16 protein-coding genes are annotated in these 15,913 nt (G+C 70.3%); 2 read left to right on the top strand and 14 right to left on the bottom strand.

The window, feature by feature from the left end; all coding sequences use genetic code 11:
• Nucleotides 1–51: 51 nt before the first annotated feature.
• The 3 genes from AB0L91_RS23185 to AB0L91_RS23195 are packed head-to-tail and all read right to left on the bottom strand — an operon-like array spanning nt 52 to nt 3,046.
• On the bottom strand, nt 52–1,080 hold the full coding sequence (locus AB0L91_RS23185; protein ID WP_365013106.1) for a 2-dehydropantoate 2-reductase: 1,029 nt from the start codon (nt 1,078–1,080) through the stop codon (nt 52–54).
• Nucleotides 1,077–2,054, bottom strand: a complete 978-nt coding sequence (locus AB0L91_RS23190; protein WP_365013108.1) for a YafY family protein — start codon at nt 2,052–2,054, stop codon at nt 1,077–1,079. Before AB0L91_RS23190 ends, AB0L91_RS23185 begins: the two co-directional genes overlap by 4 nt.
• Complete coding sequence (locus tag AB0L91_RS23195) at nt 2,051–3,046, bottom strand: YafY family protein (RefSeq protein ID WP_365013111.1); 996 nt, start codon at nt 3,044–3,046, stop codon at nt 2,051–2,053. Before AB0L91_RS23195 ends, AB0L91_RS23190 begins: the two co-directional genes overlap by 4 nt.
• A 105-nt stretch (nt 3,047–3,151) precedes the next feature.
• Here AB0L91_RS23195 and AB0L91_RS23200 point away from each other — a divergent pair, with 105 nt between their 5' ends.
• Complete coding sequence (locus tag AB0L91_RS23200) at nt 3,152–3,466, top strand: thiamine-binding protein (protein ID WP_355275485.1); 315 nt, start codon at nt 3,152–3,154, stop codon at nt 3,464–3,466.
• A gap of 17 nt (nt 3,467–3,483) precedes the next feature.
• On the opposite strand, the gene AB0L91_RS23205 is transcribed toward AB0L91_RS23200, so the two are convergent.
• The 6 genes from AB0L91_RS23205 to AB0L91_RS23230 all read right to left on the bottom strand — a co-directional run bounded on the left by AB0L91_RS23205 (nt 3,484) and on the right by AB0L91_RS23230 (nt 9,890).
• Complete coding sequence (locus tag AB0L91_RS23205) at nt 3,484–3,939, bottom strand: MaoC family dehydratase (protein ID WP_365013114.1); 456 nt, start codon at nt 3,937–3,939, stop codon at nt 3,484–3,486.
• Entirely contained in the window at nt 3,936–5,429 is a 1,494-nt protein-coding gene (locus AB0L91_RS23210; protein WP_365013115.1) for a long-chain fatty acid--CoA ligase, read from the bottom strand. Before AB0L91_RS23210 ends, AB0L91_RS23205 begins: the two co-directional genes overlap by 4 nt.
• Before the next feature lie 170 nt (nt 5,430–5,599).
• Complete coding sequence (pcaF, locus tag AB0L91_RS23215; protein ID WP_365013118.1) at nt 5,600–6,799, bottom strand: 3-oxoadipyl-CoA thiolase; 1,200 nt, start codon at nt 6,797–6,799, stop codon at nt 5,600–5,602.
• Nucleotides 6,796–7,953 (bottom strand): acyl-CoA dehydrogenase family protein, encoded by a 1,158-nt coding sequence (locus AB0L91_RS23220; protein WP_355275493.1) that lies wholly within the window; start codon nt 7,951–7,953, stop codon nt 6,796–6,798. The genes pcaF and AB0L91_RS23220 overlap by 4 nt, the downstream gene beginning before the upstream one ends.
• A gap of 16 nt (nt 7,954–7,969) precedes the next feature.
• Nucleotides 7,970–8,722, bottom strand: a complete 753-nt coding sequence (gene fabG, locus AB0L91_RS23225; RefSeq protein ID WP_365013121.1) for a 3-oxoacyl-ACP reductase FabG — start codon at nt 8,720–8,722, stop codon at nt 7,970–7,972.
• A gap of 16 nt (nt 8,723–8,738) precedes the next feature.
• The gene (locus AB0L91_RS23230; RefSeq protein WP_365013124.1) at nt 8,739–9,890 is read right to left on the bottom strand and encodes an acyl-CoA dehydrogenase family protein; all 1,152 of its coding nucleotides are present in this window, start codon (nt 9,888–9,890) and stop codon (nt 8,739–8,741) included.
• A 138-nt stretch (nt 9,891–10,028) separates the two neighbouring features.
• Here AB0L91_RS23230 and AB0L91_RS23235 point away from each other — a divergent pair, with 138 nt between their 5' ends.
• The gene (locus AB0L91_RS23235; protein ID WP_365013127.1) at nt 10,029–10,664 is read left to right on the top strand and encodes a TetR family transcriptional regulator; all 636 of its coding nucleotides are present in this window, start codon (nt 10,029–10,031) and stop codon (nt 10,662–10,664) included.
• 92 nt (nt 10,665–10,756) lie between these two features.
• Here the strand turns inward: AB0L91_RS23235 and pafA are convergent, their stop codons facing one another.
• The 5 genes from pafA to dop form a co-directional block, all read right to left on the bottom strand.
• The gene (pafA, locus tag AB0L91_RS23240; protein ID WP_355275500.1) at nt 10,757–12,115 is read right to left on the bottom strand and encodes a Pup--protein ligase; all 1,359 of its coding nucleotides are present in this window, start codon (nt 12,113–12,115) and stop codon (nt 10,757–10,759) included.
• A gap of 167 nt (nt 12,116–12,282) precedes the next feature.
• Nucleotides 12,283–13,050, bottom strand: coding sequence for a proteasome subunit alpha (prcA, locus tag AB0L91_RS23245; protein ID WP_365013130.1), 768 nt, complete (start codon nt 13,048–13,050; stop codon nt 12,283–12,285).
• Nucleotides 13,047–13,823: a proteasome subunit beta gene (gene prcB / locus AB0L91_RS23250; protein ID WP_355275503.1), complete on the bottom strand. Its 777-nt coding sequence runs from the start codon at nt 13,821–13,823 to the stop codon at nt 13,047–13,049. The genes prcA and prcB overlap by 4 nt, the downstream gene beginning before the upstream one ends.
• Before the next feature lie 65 nt (nt 13,824–13,888).
• Nucleotides 13,889–14,083 carry a ubiquitin-like protein Pup gene (locus AB0L91_RS23255; protein ID WP_019047503.1) on the bottom strand — a complete coding sequence of 65 codons (195 nt, stop codon included), beginning with the start codon at nt 14,081–14,083 and terminating at the stop codon, nt 13,889–13,891.
• A 162-nt stretch (nt 14,084–14,245) separates the two neighbouring features.
• Nucleotides 14,246–15,745 carry a depupylase/deamidase Dop gene (dop, locus tag AB0L91_RS23260; protein ID WP_355275505.1) on the bottom strand — a complete coding sequence of 500 codons (1,500 nt, stop codon included), beginning with the start codon at nt 15,743–15,745 and terminating at the stop codon, nt 14,246–14,248.
• Nucleotides 15,746–15,913: the final 168 nt, after the last annotated feature.

Raw genomic sequence — 15,913 nt, forward strand, 5'->3', positions numbered from 1 at the left:
CTGCACTCGGAGCGTCATGACCGGCCACCCGCAGCGGTGTTCGCCACGCGTTCAACCCTGGACGGCGGACGCCGCCCCGGTCAGCTCGGCGAACAACCGGCTTCCGGTGAACCGGCGGGTGTCCCCGGATTCGGCCTTCCGGATCAGCTCGGTGAGCCTGCGGTTGACCGGTGTCGGCTGCCCCACCATTTCACCGAGACGCACGATTTCGCCGCACAACCACGCGATTTCCGTCCGCCTGCCCAGGGCGAGATCGTCGGCCATCGAGGAGCGGGCCAGCGGGTCGATGGCCAGCACCTTGCCGAACACCCGGCGGAAGACGACATCGGGAACGCGCAGCAGATGCACCATGAGTTCCGGCGGGATCGCCGTCAGCTGGGCGGGCCGAATTCGCGCAGTGTTCATCACCGCGAGGGCTTCGGCCTGGGCGAGCGCGAGGCAGCGGCGGTAGTCGCGCTCGGCGAGTTCCTCGCGCAGTGGCCGCCCGGACAGCGCGTTGATCGGGTTGTTGAGGTTGAGCAGCAGCTTGGCCCACTGCACCGGGCGCAGGTCGCGATAGCGGCGCAGCGGCAGGCCCGCGGCCCGGAACTGGTCGGCGAACCGGTCGACCACCGGGTCGTCCTGGATCGCCACGACGCCGTCGCTGCCCCGGTGGAACCGGCCGTTGCCACGGTGCACCACGTTGAACGGGACCATGCCGGGCAGCACGACGCTGGTGGGCAGGACCTCCCGGATCAGGCTGTCGTTGCCGATGCCGTTCTGCAGGCTCACCACCGGGGTGCCGGGGCGCAGCCTGCCCGCGACGGTCCGCACGACGGACGCGGTGGCGGCCGATTTCACGGTGACCAGGACGAGGTCGGCCAGTTCCGGTTCGTCCGGCTCCAGGGCCAGCCCGAAGCGGTCCGGTGATACGTCGATCGAGCCGCCGTCGAGATCGGTGAGGTGCAGACCGTGCTCGGCGATGTCGTCGAGCACGCGCTGGCGGCCGACGAAGATCACGTCCATGCCCGCCGCGGCCAGATGACCGCCGATGAAGACCCCGATGCTGCCCGCCCCGAGGACCAGTACTCGCTGGTTCACGCGGATTCGGTCTCCCCGGGCAGTCCGGCGGCCGCGTAGGCGGCCAGGGCGGCGTCGGCGCGGTCGCGCACCGCCGTGACCAGTTCCGACGGGCCGAGCACGGTGACACCGGTGCCGAACCCGAGCAGCAGGCGCGCCATCCAGTCGGCGGAGGCGAAGCGCATGCCCGCCTCGATGCTGCCGTCGGGACGGGACTCGATGCGGTGCATCGGGTACTGGTCGAGCACCCAGGCGTAGTCGGCGCGCAGGCGCAGCCGGGCCAGCGGCACGTCGGGGTCGTCCTGGAACAGGTCGAGGGCGGCCGCGTCGGCGGCGGCGTGGCTGGGCGGGCGGGCGGGTTCGTCGAGTTCGGTGGCGTCCTCGATCCGGTCGAACCGGAACAGGCGCACGCCCTCGGCCTGTCTGCACCACGCCTGCAGGTAGCTGTTGTTGTCGACCAGCACCACCCGGATGGGGTCGACGAGGCGTTCGGAGACCTCGTCGCGGCTGGCCGAGTAGTACACCAGGCGCAGTGCGCGGGCGTCGGCGAGCGCGGCGCGCACGGTGGCGACGACCGGCTGTTCGACGGGCACGGCGGCCGGGGTGACGACGGCGTCGGTGCTGGCGATGGCCGATTCGATCTTGGCGATCGCGGCGTGCGCGGCGGTCGGGTCGACCATGCCGGGCATCTCCACGATCGAGCGCAGCGCGACCAGCAGCGCCGTCGCCTCGGTGGAGGTCAGTCGCAGCGGCCGGTCGATGCCCGCGGAGAAGGTGACCTCGATGCTCTCCTCGGAGAACGACAGGTCGATCAGATCACCGGGCCCGTACCCGGGCAGCCCGCACATCCACAGCTGGTTGAGATCGCTCATCAGCTGTTTGGTGGTCACCCCCAGCTCGGCGGCGGCCTCGGCGGCGCTGATGCCGGGGTGCGCGAGCAGGTACGGCACCATGTTCAGCAGGCGCGAAAGGCGTAGGGACAGGCGCGAACTCACGACGCCACCTCCGTGTGGTCGAGTACCGACCGTAGCCGGTTCATCACGTCGGCGCGCAGTTCCGGCGGATCCAGCACCAGCACATCCGGACCGAGGCCGGTGATCAGCCGGGCCACCCAGTCGCGCGAGCGGACCGGCACCTCGACGACCGAGCCGTCGCGGCCACCGAGTTCCCTGGCGCCGAGCTCGGTGCCGATGCGGCGCAGTTCGCGACCGCGCCCCTTGGCGACCCAGACGGTGGCCGACCCGGTGACGGGCGCGTCGCCGGTGACCCGGTCGACGATGGCGCGCAGATCGGCGTCGGCCGGCTTGCGGACCGCGTTGTGCGGACCGTACGGCGTGACCTCGCCACCGATCCGGGACAGCCGGAACGTGCGCACGGCGTCGCGCTCGCGGTCGTGCCCGACCAGGTACCAACGACCGTGCCGGGTGACCACGCCCCAGGGCTCCACATCGCGGGTGACGAAGGGATCGGTGACGGCGCTGTGGTGCCCGAACCGCACCGCCTGCCCGGCGTCGATCGCCGCGAGCAGCTCGCGCAGCACCGGCTCCGAGCCACGGGTGCGAGCCGGCACGGCGGGCACCGACACCCCGACGTTCTCCGTCTCGACGGTGACGCCGGCCGCGCGCAGCTTCAGCAGCGCGCCCTCGGCGGCGCTCGCCAGCTCGGGCGAGGCCCACATCTGCACGGCGACGGCGACCGCGGCCGCCTCCTCGCTGGACAGGTCGATGTCGGGCAGCTCGTAGGCGTCGCGGTTGATCCGGTAGCCCTCGAGCGTCGAGAACCGCCCCACCGGGCCCACTTCCAGCGGAATGCCCAGGTCGCGCAGTTCGTTCTTGTCGCGCTCGAACATCCGGCTGAACGCCTCGTCGGTCGCGGAGTCCTCGTAACCGGCCACACTGGCGCGAATGCGCTCCGCGCTCAGGAACTGCCGGGTCGACAGCAGCGCGATGACCAGATTCATCAGCCGCTCGACCTTGGATATCGCCACCCGATAGAGGGTAATGGTCGGGTGACCGCGGCGGCGCGTCGGCGCACGGTTGCCCGCGGTCCGCGGCGGCACAATGGTGCGGATACCCGCAGCGAAAGGACCACCATGCTTGTTGCGTTCTCCGTGGCGCCCAGTGGCGCCGCCCATGCCGACGGGTCGGTCGGCGAGGCCGTGGCGGCCGCCGTGCGCGTGGTGCGGGCCTCGGGACTGCCGCATCGGACCGACGCGATGTTCACGACGATCGAGGGCGACTGGGACGAGGTGATGGCGGTGGTGAAGTCGGCGTGCGACGCGATCCTCGCGGTCGCGCCGCGCTGCAGCCTGGTGCTCAAGGCCGATCTGCGGCCCGGTGTCACCGACGCGCTCACCACCAAGGTCGCGACGATCGAGCGCTACCTGGCCGAGGGCGACGGCTACTAGCCGCCGCCCCGGATGGTTCAGCGCAGGTAGCGGGCGATGGCGTCGGCCACGCAGGCGGGACGCTGCGCGCCCGCCAGTTCCACGGTGACGCGCCGGTGCGCCTGCACGCCGCCGGGCACCTCGGTGACCTCGGTGAGCGTCACCCGGCCCCGGATCCGGCTGCCCACCGGCACCGGGGTGAGGAACCGGACCCGGTCAAGGCCGTAGTTGATCGCCGCGCTCGCGGCGCTGACCGTCATCACCTGCTGGGTGATCGGCACGATCAGCGACAAGGTGAGGAAGCCGTGCGCGATGGTCGTGCCGTACGGGCCCGCGGCGGCCCGCACCGGATCGACGTGGATCCACTGGTGATCGCCGGTGGCGTCGGCGAACCGGTCGATCCGCTCCTGGTCGATGGTGATCCAGTCGCTGGGACCGAGTTCGGTGCCCGCCGCCGCGCGCAGGGTGTCTAAATCGGCGAAATCCGTGGTCATGCCACACCTCCGAAACGTCGGCGCAGTTCGCGCTTGAGCACCTTGTGGGTGGGACCGAGCGGCAGCTCGGTGACGAATTCCACGCGGCGCGGGTACTTGTACCTGGCCACCTGTTGCCTGCCGAACTCGATCACGTCCTGGGCGGTCAGCTCACCGTCGGCCACGACGACGGCCACGATCTCCTCACCGTAGTGCTCGTCGGGCACGCCGATCACCGCGACCTGCGCGATGCGCGGATGCCGCACCAGCGCGGCCTCGACCTCTGTCGGATACACGTTGAATCCGCCGCGCAGGATCATCTCCTTGATCCGGTCGACGATGCGGATCCGGCCGGTGGCGTCCCTGGTGCCCAGATCGCCGGTGCGGAACCAGCCGTCGACGACGGCCGCCGCGGTCGCCTCGGGCCTGCCGGTGTAGCCGTTGAACACGTTGTGTCCGCGCACCACCACCTCGCCGGTCTCGCCGACCGGCAGCAGCACGATCCGGTCGGTGATCGCGGGATCGGCGATCTCCACGTCGACGCCCCACACCGGGTGCCCGACGCTGCCCGCCTCGGCGCCGTAGATCGGCTGGTTGACCGCCGCGGTCGGCGAGGTCTCCGACAGCCCGTAGCCCTCGAGCACCGGCGCGCGGAAGAGTCGCTCGAAGTCCTCCAGCACCGACACCGGTAGCGCCGCACCGCCGCTCACGCACAGCTTCAGCGCGGGCAGCTCCGATGCCCGCGAGGCCGCCTCGATGAGCGCGAGGTACATCGTCGGCACCCCGTGGAAGAGGTTGACCCGCTCCGCCGCCATCAGCGCGATCGCCTGGGCCGCGTCGAATCGGGGCAGCAGCACCAGCGTCCCGCCGACCCGCCAGTGCGAGTTCATCGAGACCGTCTGCCCGAACACGTGGAACAGCGGCAGCGCGCCGAGCGCGATGTCGTCGCGGTGGATCTCGTTGGCGTCGAAGGTGTTCACCGTCGCGCACATCACCATGTTGAGGTGGTTCAGCTCGGCGCCCTTGGGCGTGCCGGTGGTGCCGCTGGTGTAGAAGACGACGGCGGTGTCGAGCGGACCGCGCGAGACGAACGCCGGAATCGCCTCGCCCGCCAGGTCTTGCGGGGCGACGACATCGATGCCCGCCGCGCTCGCCGCCGCGGCACCGGTCTCGGCCACCATCGGATGACAGATCAGCAGCGATGCCGCGCTGTCGCGCAGCACGTATTCCATCTCGGGCGCGGTGAGCAGCAGATGCACCGGCACCACCACCGCGCCCGCGGCGAGGATCGCGAAGTACGCGCGCGGGAAGTCGGCGGTGTTCGGGCACAGCAGCGCCACCCGGTCACCGGGCCGGACCCCGCGCGCGATCAGGGCGCCGGCCTGTTCCCTGGCCTGCCGCCACAGGTCGGCGAAGGTGATGCGGTGCTCGCCCTCGATCAGCGCGAGGTGATCCGGGCGGCGGCGGGCGGGTTCGGCGAGGATGCTCGCCAGGGAGAGAGTGGCATTCATCAGGATTCCTGGAGTCGACGGCTTCGGCGAGGGAGCGCGCACCCGCGGTGTCGCGCGGTGGGTGACCGGATCGGTCGGAGTTCGGGGACCGTCGGCCCGCACCTCGAAGGGAGGGCCCGAACGGTCGATCGGCGTCGGCCGCATCGGATGCCCGATGCGGGCGACGTGGGTCAGCGACGGAGATGGACCGCGAGGCCCTGCCCGACACCGACACACAGCGTGACCACCGCGTGGCGCGCGTCGCGATCGGCGAGTTCGAGTGCGGCGGTGAGCGCCAGGCGCGCACCGCTGGCACCGAGCGGGTGACCGAGCGCGATGGCGCCGCCGTTCGGGTTCACGTGTTCGGCGTCGTCGGGCAGTCCGAGTCCGCGCAGGACGGCCAGGGCCTGGGCGGCGAAGGCTTCGTTGAGTTCGACGACGTCGATGTCGGCGATCGCCAGACCTGTTCGCGCGAGCAGCTTCTCGACCGCGGGGACGGGTCCGATGCCCATGACGCGCGGCGGCACCCCGGCCGCCGTCACGGCACCGACCTCGGCCAGCGGGGTCAGGCCGTAGCGCCGCACCGCGGCCTCGGAAGCGATCAGCACCGCGGCGGCACCGTCGTTGATCCCCGAGGAGTTGCCCGCCGTGATCGACCCGCCCGACACCACCGGGCGCAGCCGGGCGAGTGCCTCGACGCTCGTCTCGCGCGGATGCTCGTCGCGGTCGACGACGACGGGTTCCCCGCGCCGCTGCGGGACCGGCACCGGGGTGATCTCGCGAGCGAGCCTGCCGCGCGCGATCGCCGCCGCCGCCCGCTGTTGCGAGCGCAGTGCGAAGGCGTCCTGCTCGGCGCGGGCGATGTCGTGCTCGTCGGCGACGTGCTGGGCGGTCTCGGGCATCGAGTCGATGCCGTACTCCGCCCGCAGCCGCGGATTCACCAGCCGCCAGCCGAGCGTGGTGTCGGCCAGCTGCGCCGAACGGTCCCACGGCGCACCGGTTTTCGGCAGCACGTACGGTGCCCGCGTCATCGACTCGACCCCGCCCGCGATCACCAGGTCGGCGTCACCGGCCTTGATCGCCCTGGCCGCGTAGCCGATCGCGTCCAGGCCCGACGCGCACAGCCGGTTGACCGTCACGCCGGGAACGTCCACCGGCAGCCCGGCCAGCAGCGCCGCCATCCGGGCGACATTGCGGTTGTCCTCACCCGCCTGGTTCGCGCAGCCGAGCACGACATCGTCGACCCGCGCCCAGTCCACGGCGGGGAGTCGTTCCCTGAGCGCGGCGAGCACCTGCGCGGCCAGGTCGTCGGGGCGCACCTCGGCCAGCGCGCCGCCGTAGCGGCCGAACGGCGTACGGACGCCGTCGACCAGGAACGCGCGGCCCGTCACAGGCCCATGTCCTTGGCGATGATCATCTTCATCACTTCGCTGGTGCCGCCGTAGATCCGGTTCACCCGGTTGTCGGCGTAGAGGCGGGCCACGGGATATTCGGTGATGTAGCCGTACCCGCCGTGCAACTGCAGGCAGCGGTCGATCACCCGCGAGGCGACCTCGGTGCAGAACAGCTTGGCCGACGCGGCGTCGGCCGGGGTGAGTTCGCCCCGGTCCAGGGCGTCGAGCGCCCGGTCGACCACGGCCTCGGCGGCGTCCACCTCGGCCCGGCAGGCGGCCAGCTCGAACTTGGTGTTCTGGAACTGCGCCACCGGCTGGCCGAATACCGTCCGGCCCCTGGTGTATTCGAGCGCGAACCGGATCGCCGACTTGGCCTGCGCGTAGGCGCCGACCGCGATGGACAGCCGCTCCTGCGGCAGGTTCTGCCCGAGGTAGCCGAATCCCTGATGCGGCGCGCCGAGCAGGTCGGCCACCGGGACCCGCACGTCGGTGAAGGACAGTTCGGCGGTGTCGGACACCTTGAGGCCGAGCTTGTCGAGCTTGCGGCCGACCGCGTACCCCGGCGAACTCGTGTCGACCACGAACAGCGAAATACCGTGGCGCCGATCGGTCTCCGCGGGCGGGGCGGTCCGCGCGCAGACGATCACCCGGTCGGCGTGCACCCCGCCGGTGATGAAGGTCTTCGCCCCGTTGAGCACGTAGTGGGTGCCGTCCTCGGACAGCTGCGCGGTGGTCCGCATCCCCGCCAGATCCGACCCGGTGCCCGGCTCGGTCATCGCGATGGCGAACATGATCTCCCCCGAGACGAACCCCGGCAGCCACCGCCGCTTCTGCTCGTCGGTCGCGAGGTTCTTCAGGTACGGCAGACACAGGCCGACGTGCACGCCCGACCCTCCGAACGACACACCGGCCCTGGCGGTTTCCTCCATCAGGATCGCCTGGAACTTGAACGAGTCGATCCCCGCGCCCCCGTATTCCTCGGGCACCTCGATTCCGAACACGCCGAGATCGGCCAGCGAGCGATAGAACTCGCGCGGCACGATGCCCGCCTCGTACCACTGGTCGTAGACCGGCACGACCTGCGACTCGATGAACGCGCGCGCCGTCTTGCGGAACGCCTCGTGCTCATCGGTGAAAACTGTGCGCTGCATGAATGACTCCCGAAACCTAGAGACGGCGTCCGCCGTCGACGTACAGCGTCTGACCGGTGACGAACCCGGCGTCGTCGGAGGCGAGGAACGCGACAACGCCCGCGATGTCGTCGGGCGTGCCGACCCGGCGCAGCGGCGTGATCCCGGCGGTCTTGGCCTGCAACTCCTCGGCGCTCACGCCCATCCGGGCGGCGGTGGCCGCGGTCATCTCGGTGGCGATGAAGCCGGGCGCGACCGCGTTGACCCGGATCCCGAACGGGCCGAGTTCCATGGCCAGCGTGCGGGTCAGGCCCTGGATGCCCGCTTTGGCCGCGGCGTAGTTGGCCTGCCCGCGATTACCCAGCGCCGACACGCTCGAGGTGTTGACGATCGCGCCGCCACCGCGCTCCACCATGTGCTTCTGCGCGGCCCTGCTGCACAGGAACGCCCCGCGCAGGTGCACCGACATGACGGTGTCCCAGTCGTCCACCGACATCTTGAACAGCAGGTTGTCGCGCAGCACGCCGGCGTTGTTCACCAGCACGTCGAGCGAGCCGAGGTCGGCGACGGTGCGCGCCACGGTGGCGGCCACCGAATCCTCGTCGGTGACATCGCAACCGAGCCCGATCGCGGTGCCGCCCGCGGCGTTGATCTTCCCGGCGGTCAGCACGGCCGCGTCGGCGTCGAGATCGACGACGGCCACGGCGCAGCCGGCGGCCGCCAGGCGGGCCGCGGTGGCCGCGCCGATGCCGCGCGCCGCTCCGGTGACGAAGGCGGTTCTGTGGGTCATGGTTCGTACTCCTCTGTCAGACAATGGCGTTCACGCCGGTGAGGGCGCGGCCGATGAGCAGTTTCTGGATCTGGGTGGTGCCCTCGTAGAGGGTCAGCACACGCGCGTCGCGCAGGTACTTGGCGACCGGGTACTCGTCGATGTAGCCGTAGCCACCGAAGACCTGGATCGCGTTGTTGGCGGCCTTGACCGCGGCCTCGGAGGCGAACAGCTTCGCCATCGAGGCGGCCGTGCCGAACGGCTCGCCCCGGTCGACGAGATCGGCGGCACGCCAGGCCAGCAACCGCGCGGCCTCGGTCTCCACGGCGATATCGGCGAGCAGTTCCTGCACCAGCTGATAGCCCGCGATCGGCTTGCCGAACTGCTCGCGCTCCCCGGCGTAGCGCACCGCGGCCTCGAGGCAGGCGCGCGCCAGGCCGACACAGCCCGCGGCCACCCCCATCCGGCCCTTGTCCAGCGCCGCCATCGCGATCCGGAAGCCCTGGCCTTCCGCGCCGAGGCGCAGCGCGTCGGGCACCCTGACCCGGTCCAGGACCAGTTCGGCCGTGGCCTGGCCGCGCAGCCCGAGCTTGCCCTTGATCTCGGTCCGGCCGAAGCCGGGCGAATCGGTCGGGACAAGGAAGGCGGTCACGCCCTTCGGCCCCGGTCCCCCGGTGCGCGCGAACACCAGTGCCACGTCGGCCCAGGTGCCGTTGGTGATGAAGATCTTGGTGCCGTCGATGACCCAGTCCGCCCCGTCCCGGGTGGCACGGGTGATCAGGCTGGCCGCGTCGGACCCGGTCCCCGGCTCGGTCAGCGCGAAGCACCCGAGCTGCTCGCCCGCGCACAGCGGCGGCAGGAAACGGCGCTTCTGCTCCTCGGTGCCATAGGCGGCGATCGACTTGCCGACCAGCCCCAGCGACACCGACACGATGCCGCGCACCGCGCTGTCGCCGCGGCCCAGCTCCTCCAGCAGCACGCAGTAGGCCAGGGCGTCCCCGCCGGAGCCGCCGTACTCCTCGTCGATCCCGATGCCGAGGAACCCCAGCGCGCCGAGCTTGCCGACGACGGCCGGGTCGACCGATTCCGCCCGATCCCACTGCGCGGCGTGCGGGACGACTTCCTTGTCCACCCATGTGCGGGCGAGCTCGCGCAGGTCGCTGTGCGCTTGCGTGAGTGCGAGATCCATCGGACCACTCCTGAACCAAACGGTGTTAGGTTTACTCGGGCACCGTATCCTAACGCTGTTCGGTTAATCAAGGGCCGGAATACCCATCGGTGATAGCGTTCGAATCCCCACCGACCCCGAGCAGACGAGGAGTGGCGCATGGCGAGGCCGCGCGTACCGCTGTTGAGCCGCGAACGCATTCGCGACACCGCGCTGGCCATGATCGACCGGGACGGCCTCGCCGAGGTCTCCATGCGCAAGCTGGCCGCCGAACTCGGCGTGCAGGCCGCCTCGCTGTACGGCCACTACCCGAACAAGGACGACCTGTTCGACGACATCGCGACGGGCGTCATGAGCCACGTCGACACCTCGGGCTTCGACACCCTGCCCTGGGACGACGGACTGGCGGCCTGGGCCCGTAGCTACCGGACGGCGCTGGTCACGCACCCGAACTTCGTGCCCTACCTGGCCGCGGGCCCCGGCAGGCGCGCGGAGAACCTGCGCGCGGCCGACGCCGTGCACGGCGGCCTGGTGGGCGCGGGCTGGCCGCCGCGCTACGCGACCATGATCGGCGCGGCCACCCGCTACCTGGTGATGGGGTCGACGGTGGGGTCGTTCGCGGGCGGTTTCGCCGACGACGTGCAGGTCTACCGGGACCGCTACCCGCACCTGAACCAGGCGCACCTGCTGCGCGCGGTCGCCGAGGAGATCGACGACGACAGCTTCGAGCTGGCCCTGACCTCGTTCATCGCGGGCCTGCGCGGCACCTACGCGAGCGTCGTCAGCCCCGACTGAACCCACAGACGACGACGGGACCGGTGGCGTCTACGCAATCGCTCCCTCGCGCCATCGGTCCCGTCGCCGGGTCCCCCGTCTCGGGGGTTCGCCTACATCGAGGCGATCAGCCGATCGACCCGCTCGTCGACCGACCGGAACGGATCCTTGCACAACACGGTGCGCTGCGCTTGATCGTTCAACTTCAAATGCACCCAATCGACCGTGAAATCGCGGCCCGCCTCCTGCGCGGCGGTGATGAAGTCACCACGCAGCTTGGCGCGGGTGGTCTGCGGCGGGGTCTCCACCGCCGCGTCGACAGCCTCGTCCTCGGTGATCCGCTTGGCCAGACCCTTGCGCTGCAGCAGGTCGAAGACGCCGCGACCGCGCTTGATGTCGTGGTAGGCCAGGTCGAGCTGGGCGATCTTCGGATCGGACAGCTCCATGTTGTAGCGGTCCTGGTAGCGCTGGAACAGCTTGCGCTTGATCACCCAGTCGATCTCGGTGTCGACCTTGGCGAAGTCCTGCGCCTCGACGGCGTCGAGGGTGCGGCCCCACAGGTCGACCACCGCGTCGACCTGCGGATCGCGGTCGCGGTTGCGGAGGTGCTCGACGGCGCGGGCGTAGTACTCGCGCTGGATCTCGAGCGCGCTGGCCTGCCTGCCACCGGCCAGCCGCACCGGACGGCGACCGGTCAGATCGTGGCTCACCTCGCGGATCGCCCGGATCGGGTTGTCGAGGGCGAAATCGCGGAACGAGACGCCCGCCTCGATCATCTCCAGCACCAGCGACGCCGTGCCCACCTTGAGCATCGTCGTCGGCTCGGCCATGTTGGAGTCGCCCACGATCACGTGCAGGCGCCGGTACTTCTCGGCGTCGGCGTGCGGCTCGTCGCGGGTGTTGATGATGGGCCGCGAGCGGGTGGTCGCCGAGGAGACGCCCTCCCAGATGTGCTCGGCGCGCTGCGAGAGGCAGAACGTGGCCGCCTTGGGCGTCTGCAGCACCTTGCCCGCACCGCAGATGAGCTGGCGGGTGACCAGGAACGGCAGCAACACGTCGGAGATCCGGGAGAACTCGCCCGCGCGCACCACGAGGAAGTTCTCGTGGCAGCCGTAGGAGTTGCCCGCGGAGTCGGTGTTGTTCTTGAACAGGTAGATGTCGCCGCCGATGCCTTCCTCGGCGAGCCGCTGTTCGGCATCTATCAGCAGGTCTTCCAGCACCCGCTCGCCCGCCCGGTCGTGGGTGACCAGCTGCACCAGGCTGTCGCATTCTGCCGTGGCGTACTCGGGATGCGATCCGACGTCGAGGTACAACCTGGCACCGTTTCGAAGGAAGACATTAGAGCTACGGCCCCAGGACACCACCCGGCGGAACAGGTACCGGGCCACCTCGTCGGGGGACAGCCGACGGTGACCGTGGAAGGTGCATGTCACACCGAACTCGGTCTCGATCCCCATGATTCGTCGCTGCACACTATCGACACTACAGCCATGACCAGGGCCCGCGCGGCGCTCCGGACATCCCATTCGCATACGTGTTCACAACGATTCGGACAGCGAACGACCTCCGCGAGCACGACGAGAACGGGCCCCCGGACCGGATCGGTCCGGGGGCCCGTTCATGATCGTGACGGCGGGGTCTACTCCCCCGCGCCGTCCTCGGGCTCGGGCAGCTTCGCTTCCTCCACGGCCTTCGCCTTCGGCGTACCGAGCGCCTTCTCCAGGGCCGCACCCTGCAGCCGGCGGAACGCCCGGCGGGGCCGGGACTGCTCGAGCGTGGCCACCTCGAGGGAGGACTCACCGAGCACGCGCTTGTCCTTGTCGGCCTCGGGCTGACCGGCCTGCAGCGCCCCGATGGCCACCTTCAGCGCCTCGTCCAGGGTCAGACCCGGCTTGTAGGCGGCCTTGAGCGCGGTCACGATGGGCTCGGTGGTGCCGCCCATGACGACGTACTCGCGTTCGTCGACGATCGACCCGTCGAAGGTGATCCGGTACAGCACCGAGGTCGGCGACTGTTCCGGATACCCGACCTCGGCGACGCACAGCTCCACCTCGTAGGGCTTGAGCTGATCGGTGAAGATCGAGCCGAGGCTCTGCGCGTAGAGGTTGGCCAGGCCACGGCCGGTGACATCGCGCCGGTCGTACTGATAGCCCTTGAGGTCGGCCTGCAGGATGCCGCCGCGGCGCAGGGCCTCGAACTCGTTGTACTTGCCGACCGCGGCGAAACCGACGCGGTCGTAGAGTTCGCTGACCTTGTGCAACGTCGCCGAGGGGTTCTCGGCGACGAACAGCACGCCCTTGTCGTAGACCAGCACCACCACACTGCGACCGCGACCGATGCCCTTGCGGGCGAGCTCGGTCTTGTCGCGCATGATCTGCTCGGCCGAGGCGTAATACGGCAGCGTCATAGGACGGCGCCCCCTTCTTCCGCGGCTTCCCGGTCGGCGATCACGCCGCGAGCGATCTCGGCCAGGCGGTCCTCGCCCACCTCGGTCGCGCCCTCGGCGTCGATCACCACCGCTGTCGGGTAGATGCCGCGCAGCATGTCCGGACCACCGGTGGCGGTGTCGTCGTCGGCGGCGTCGAACAGCGACTCCACCGCGATCCGCAACGCCCGGTCCTGATCGAGGCCGCGCTGGTAGAGCTTCTTCAGCGAGGACTTCGCGAACATCGAACCGGAGCCGACCGCGGTGTAGCCGAACCGCTCCTCGCTGCGCCCGCCGACCACGTCGTAGGACACGATGCGGCCGGATTTGTCGAGGTCGGCGATCTGGTCGTCGTAGCCGACGAGGATCGGCACGACGGCCAGGCCCTGCAGGGCGGCCGGCAGGTTGTCGCGGACCATCTTCGACAACTTGTTGGCTTTACCGTCGAAGGTCAGCGGCACGCCTTCGATCTTCTCGTAGTACTCGAGCTCCACCGCGAACAGCCGGATCATCTCGATCGCGATGCCCGCGGTACCCGCGATGCCCGCCGCCGAGAAGGTGTCGGTGATGTACACCTTCTCGGTGTCGCGACTGGCCAGCAGGTTGCCCATAGTGGCCCTGCGGTCGCCCGCGATGAGCACGCCACCCCGATAGGTGACCGCGACGATGGTGGTGCCGTGCGGCGCCAGATCCTTCGCCGCGGTCAGATCCGAGGCGCCGAACCTGTTGCCGGGCAACAGGTCCGGAGCGTGCATGCGGAGATGTTCGGTGAACGAGGAGAGAGCCTGCCCCGCGTGGAGGCGCAACGGGTCACCTGAGGTCACTGGCCGCCCTTCTGCACATATGCCCGCACGAAGTCCTCGGCGTTCTCCTCGAGCACGTCATCGATCTCGTCGAGCAGGTCGTCGGTTTCCTCCGCGAGCTTCTCGCGGCGTTCCTGACCCGCCGCGTCGACGCCCTCGGGACCCTCGTCCTCGTCGCCACCCCCGGCGCGCTTGGTCTGCTCTTGTGCCATGGCAGCCGACCTCCTCTTTCCTCATCATGACCGCGACCTTTCGGATGAGCACGGTCGGCGATCATGAGCGATGTTCGTGCTCGTCCCACAACCCTACCGAGCCGATCCGACAAGGTGGTCTATTAGCGATCGGATTGTCGCCCTGTCGTGCCGGAAAACGCCTCAGTGCGTGAGCTGGTCGACCAGGTCAGCCGCCGACTGCGCGGCATCGAGCAGCTTCCCGACGTGCGCTTTCGTGCCGCGGCGCGGCTCCAGGGTGGGAATTCGCACCAGCGAATCGCCGCCGAGGTCGAAGATCACCGAATCCCAACTGGCGGCGGCGATATCGGCGCCGAACCGGCGCAGGCACTCACCGCGGAAGTACGCGCGGGTGTCGGTCGGCGGCTTGGTCATCGCGTCGAGCACCTGCTGCTCGCTGACGAGCCGCTTCATCGAGCCGCGCGCCACCAGGCGGTTGTAGAGGCCCTTGTCCAGGCGCACATCGGAGTACTGCAGGTCCATCAGGTGCAGCTTGGGCGCGGCCCAGCCCAGGCCCTCGCGGCTGCGCATGCCCTCGAGCAGGCGTAGCTTGGCCGGCCAGTCGAGCAGGTTGGCGCACTCCATCGGGTCGCGCTCGAGCAGGTCGAGGACCATGGCCCAGTTGTCGACGATGTCGCGCACGCGCGGGTCGTCGTTGCCCTCGCGGTCGATGAACTTGGCGACGCGCTCGTGGTAGAGCCGTTGCAGCGCAAGGCCGGTCAGCTCGCGGCCGTCGGCCAGCGCCACGGTGGCACGCAGCGACGGGTCGTGGCTGATCTGGTGCACGGCGGTGACCGGGCGGGCCAGCTGGAACTCCGAGAGGTCCTCGCCCGCCTCGATCAGATCGAGCACCAGCGCGGTGGTGCCGACCTTCAGATAGGTCGACATCTCGGCCAGGTTGGCGTCGCCGATGATCACGTGCAGGCGCCGGTACTTGTCGGCGTCGGCGTGCGGCTCGTCGCGGGTGTTGATGATGCCGCGCTTGAGCGTGGTCTCCAGGCCGACCTCGACCTCGATGTAGTCGGCGCGCTGGGACAGCTGGAAGCCCGCGTGGTCGCCGGACTGGCCGATACCGACCCGGCCGGACCCGCAGATCACCTGGCGGGAGACGAAGAACGGCGTGAGCCCCGCGATGATGTGACTGAACGGGGTGTCGCGGTTCATCAGGTAGTTCTCGTGGGTGCCGTAGGAGGCACCCTTGCCGTCGACGTTGTTCTTGTACAGCTGCAGGCGCGGGGCGCCGGGGACACTGGAGGCGTGCCGGGCGGCGGCCTCCATCACCCGCTCGCCCGCCTTGTCCCAGATGACCGCGTCGAGCGGGTCGACCACCTCGGGCGCGGAGTACTCCGGATGGGCGTGGTCGACGTAGAGCCGGGCGCCGTTGGTGAGGATCATGTTCGCCGCGCCGACCTCGTCGGCGTCGATCACGGGAGCGGGTCCGCTCATCCGGCTCAGGTCGAAACCACGCGCGTCACGCAGCGGGGATTCCACCTCGTAGTCCCAGCGCGTCCGCTTGGCCCGCGGTACGCCCTCGGCGGCGGCGTAGGCGAGAACGGCCTGGGTGGAGGTGAGGATCGGGTTGGCCGTCGGCTCCGTGGGGGTCGAGATGCCGTACTCGACCTCGATTCCGATGATGCGCTGCATGCTGTCGAGCCTAGGCGACGGGCCCGACGCGCACCGGCATCTCGGCCCAGCGGCCTCCGGTGCCCCGGGCTCACCCGCGCGGACGCAGACCGGTGAGCTGCTGTCGGCGATCGGGACCCCGGGTCCCCCGCTCGGCGGACCAGGGGTGGTCCTCGCGGGCGATCCGGC

The sequence above is a fragment of the Nocardia sp. NPDC051833 genome (genome assembly GCF_040681225.1).
Lineage (GTDB): Bacteria > Actinomycetota > Actinomycetes > Mycobacteriales > Mycobacteriaceae > Nocardia.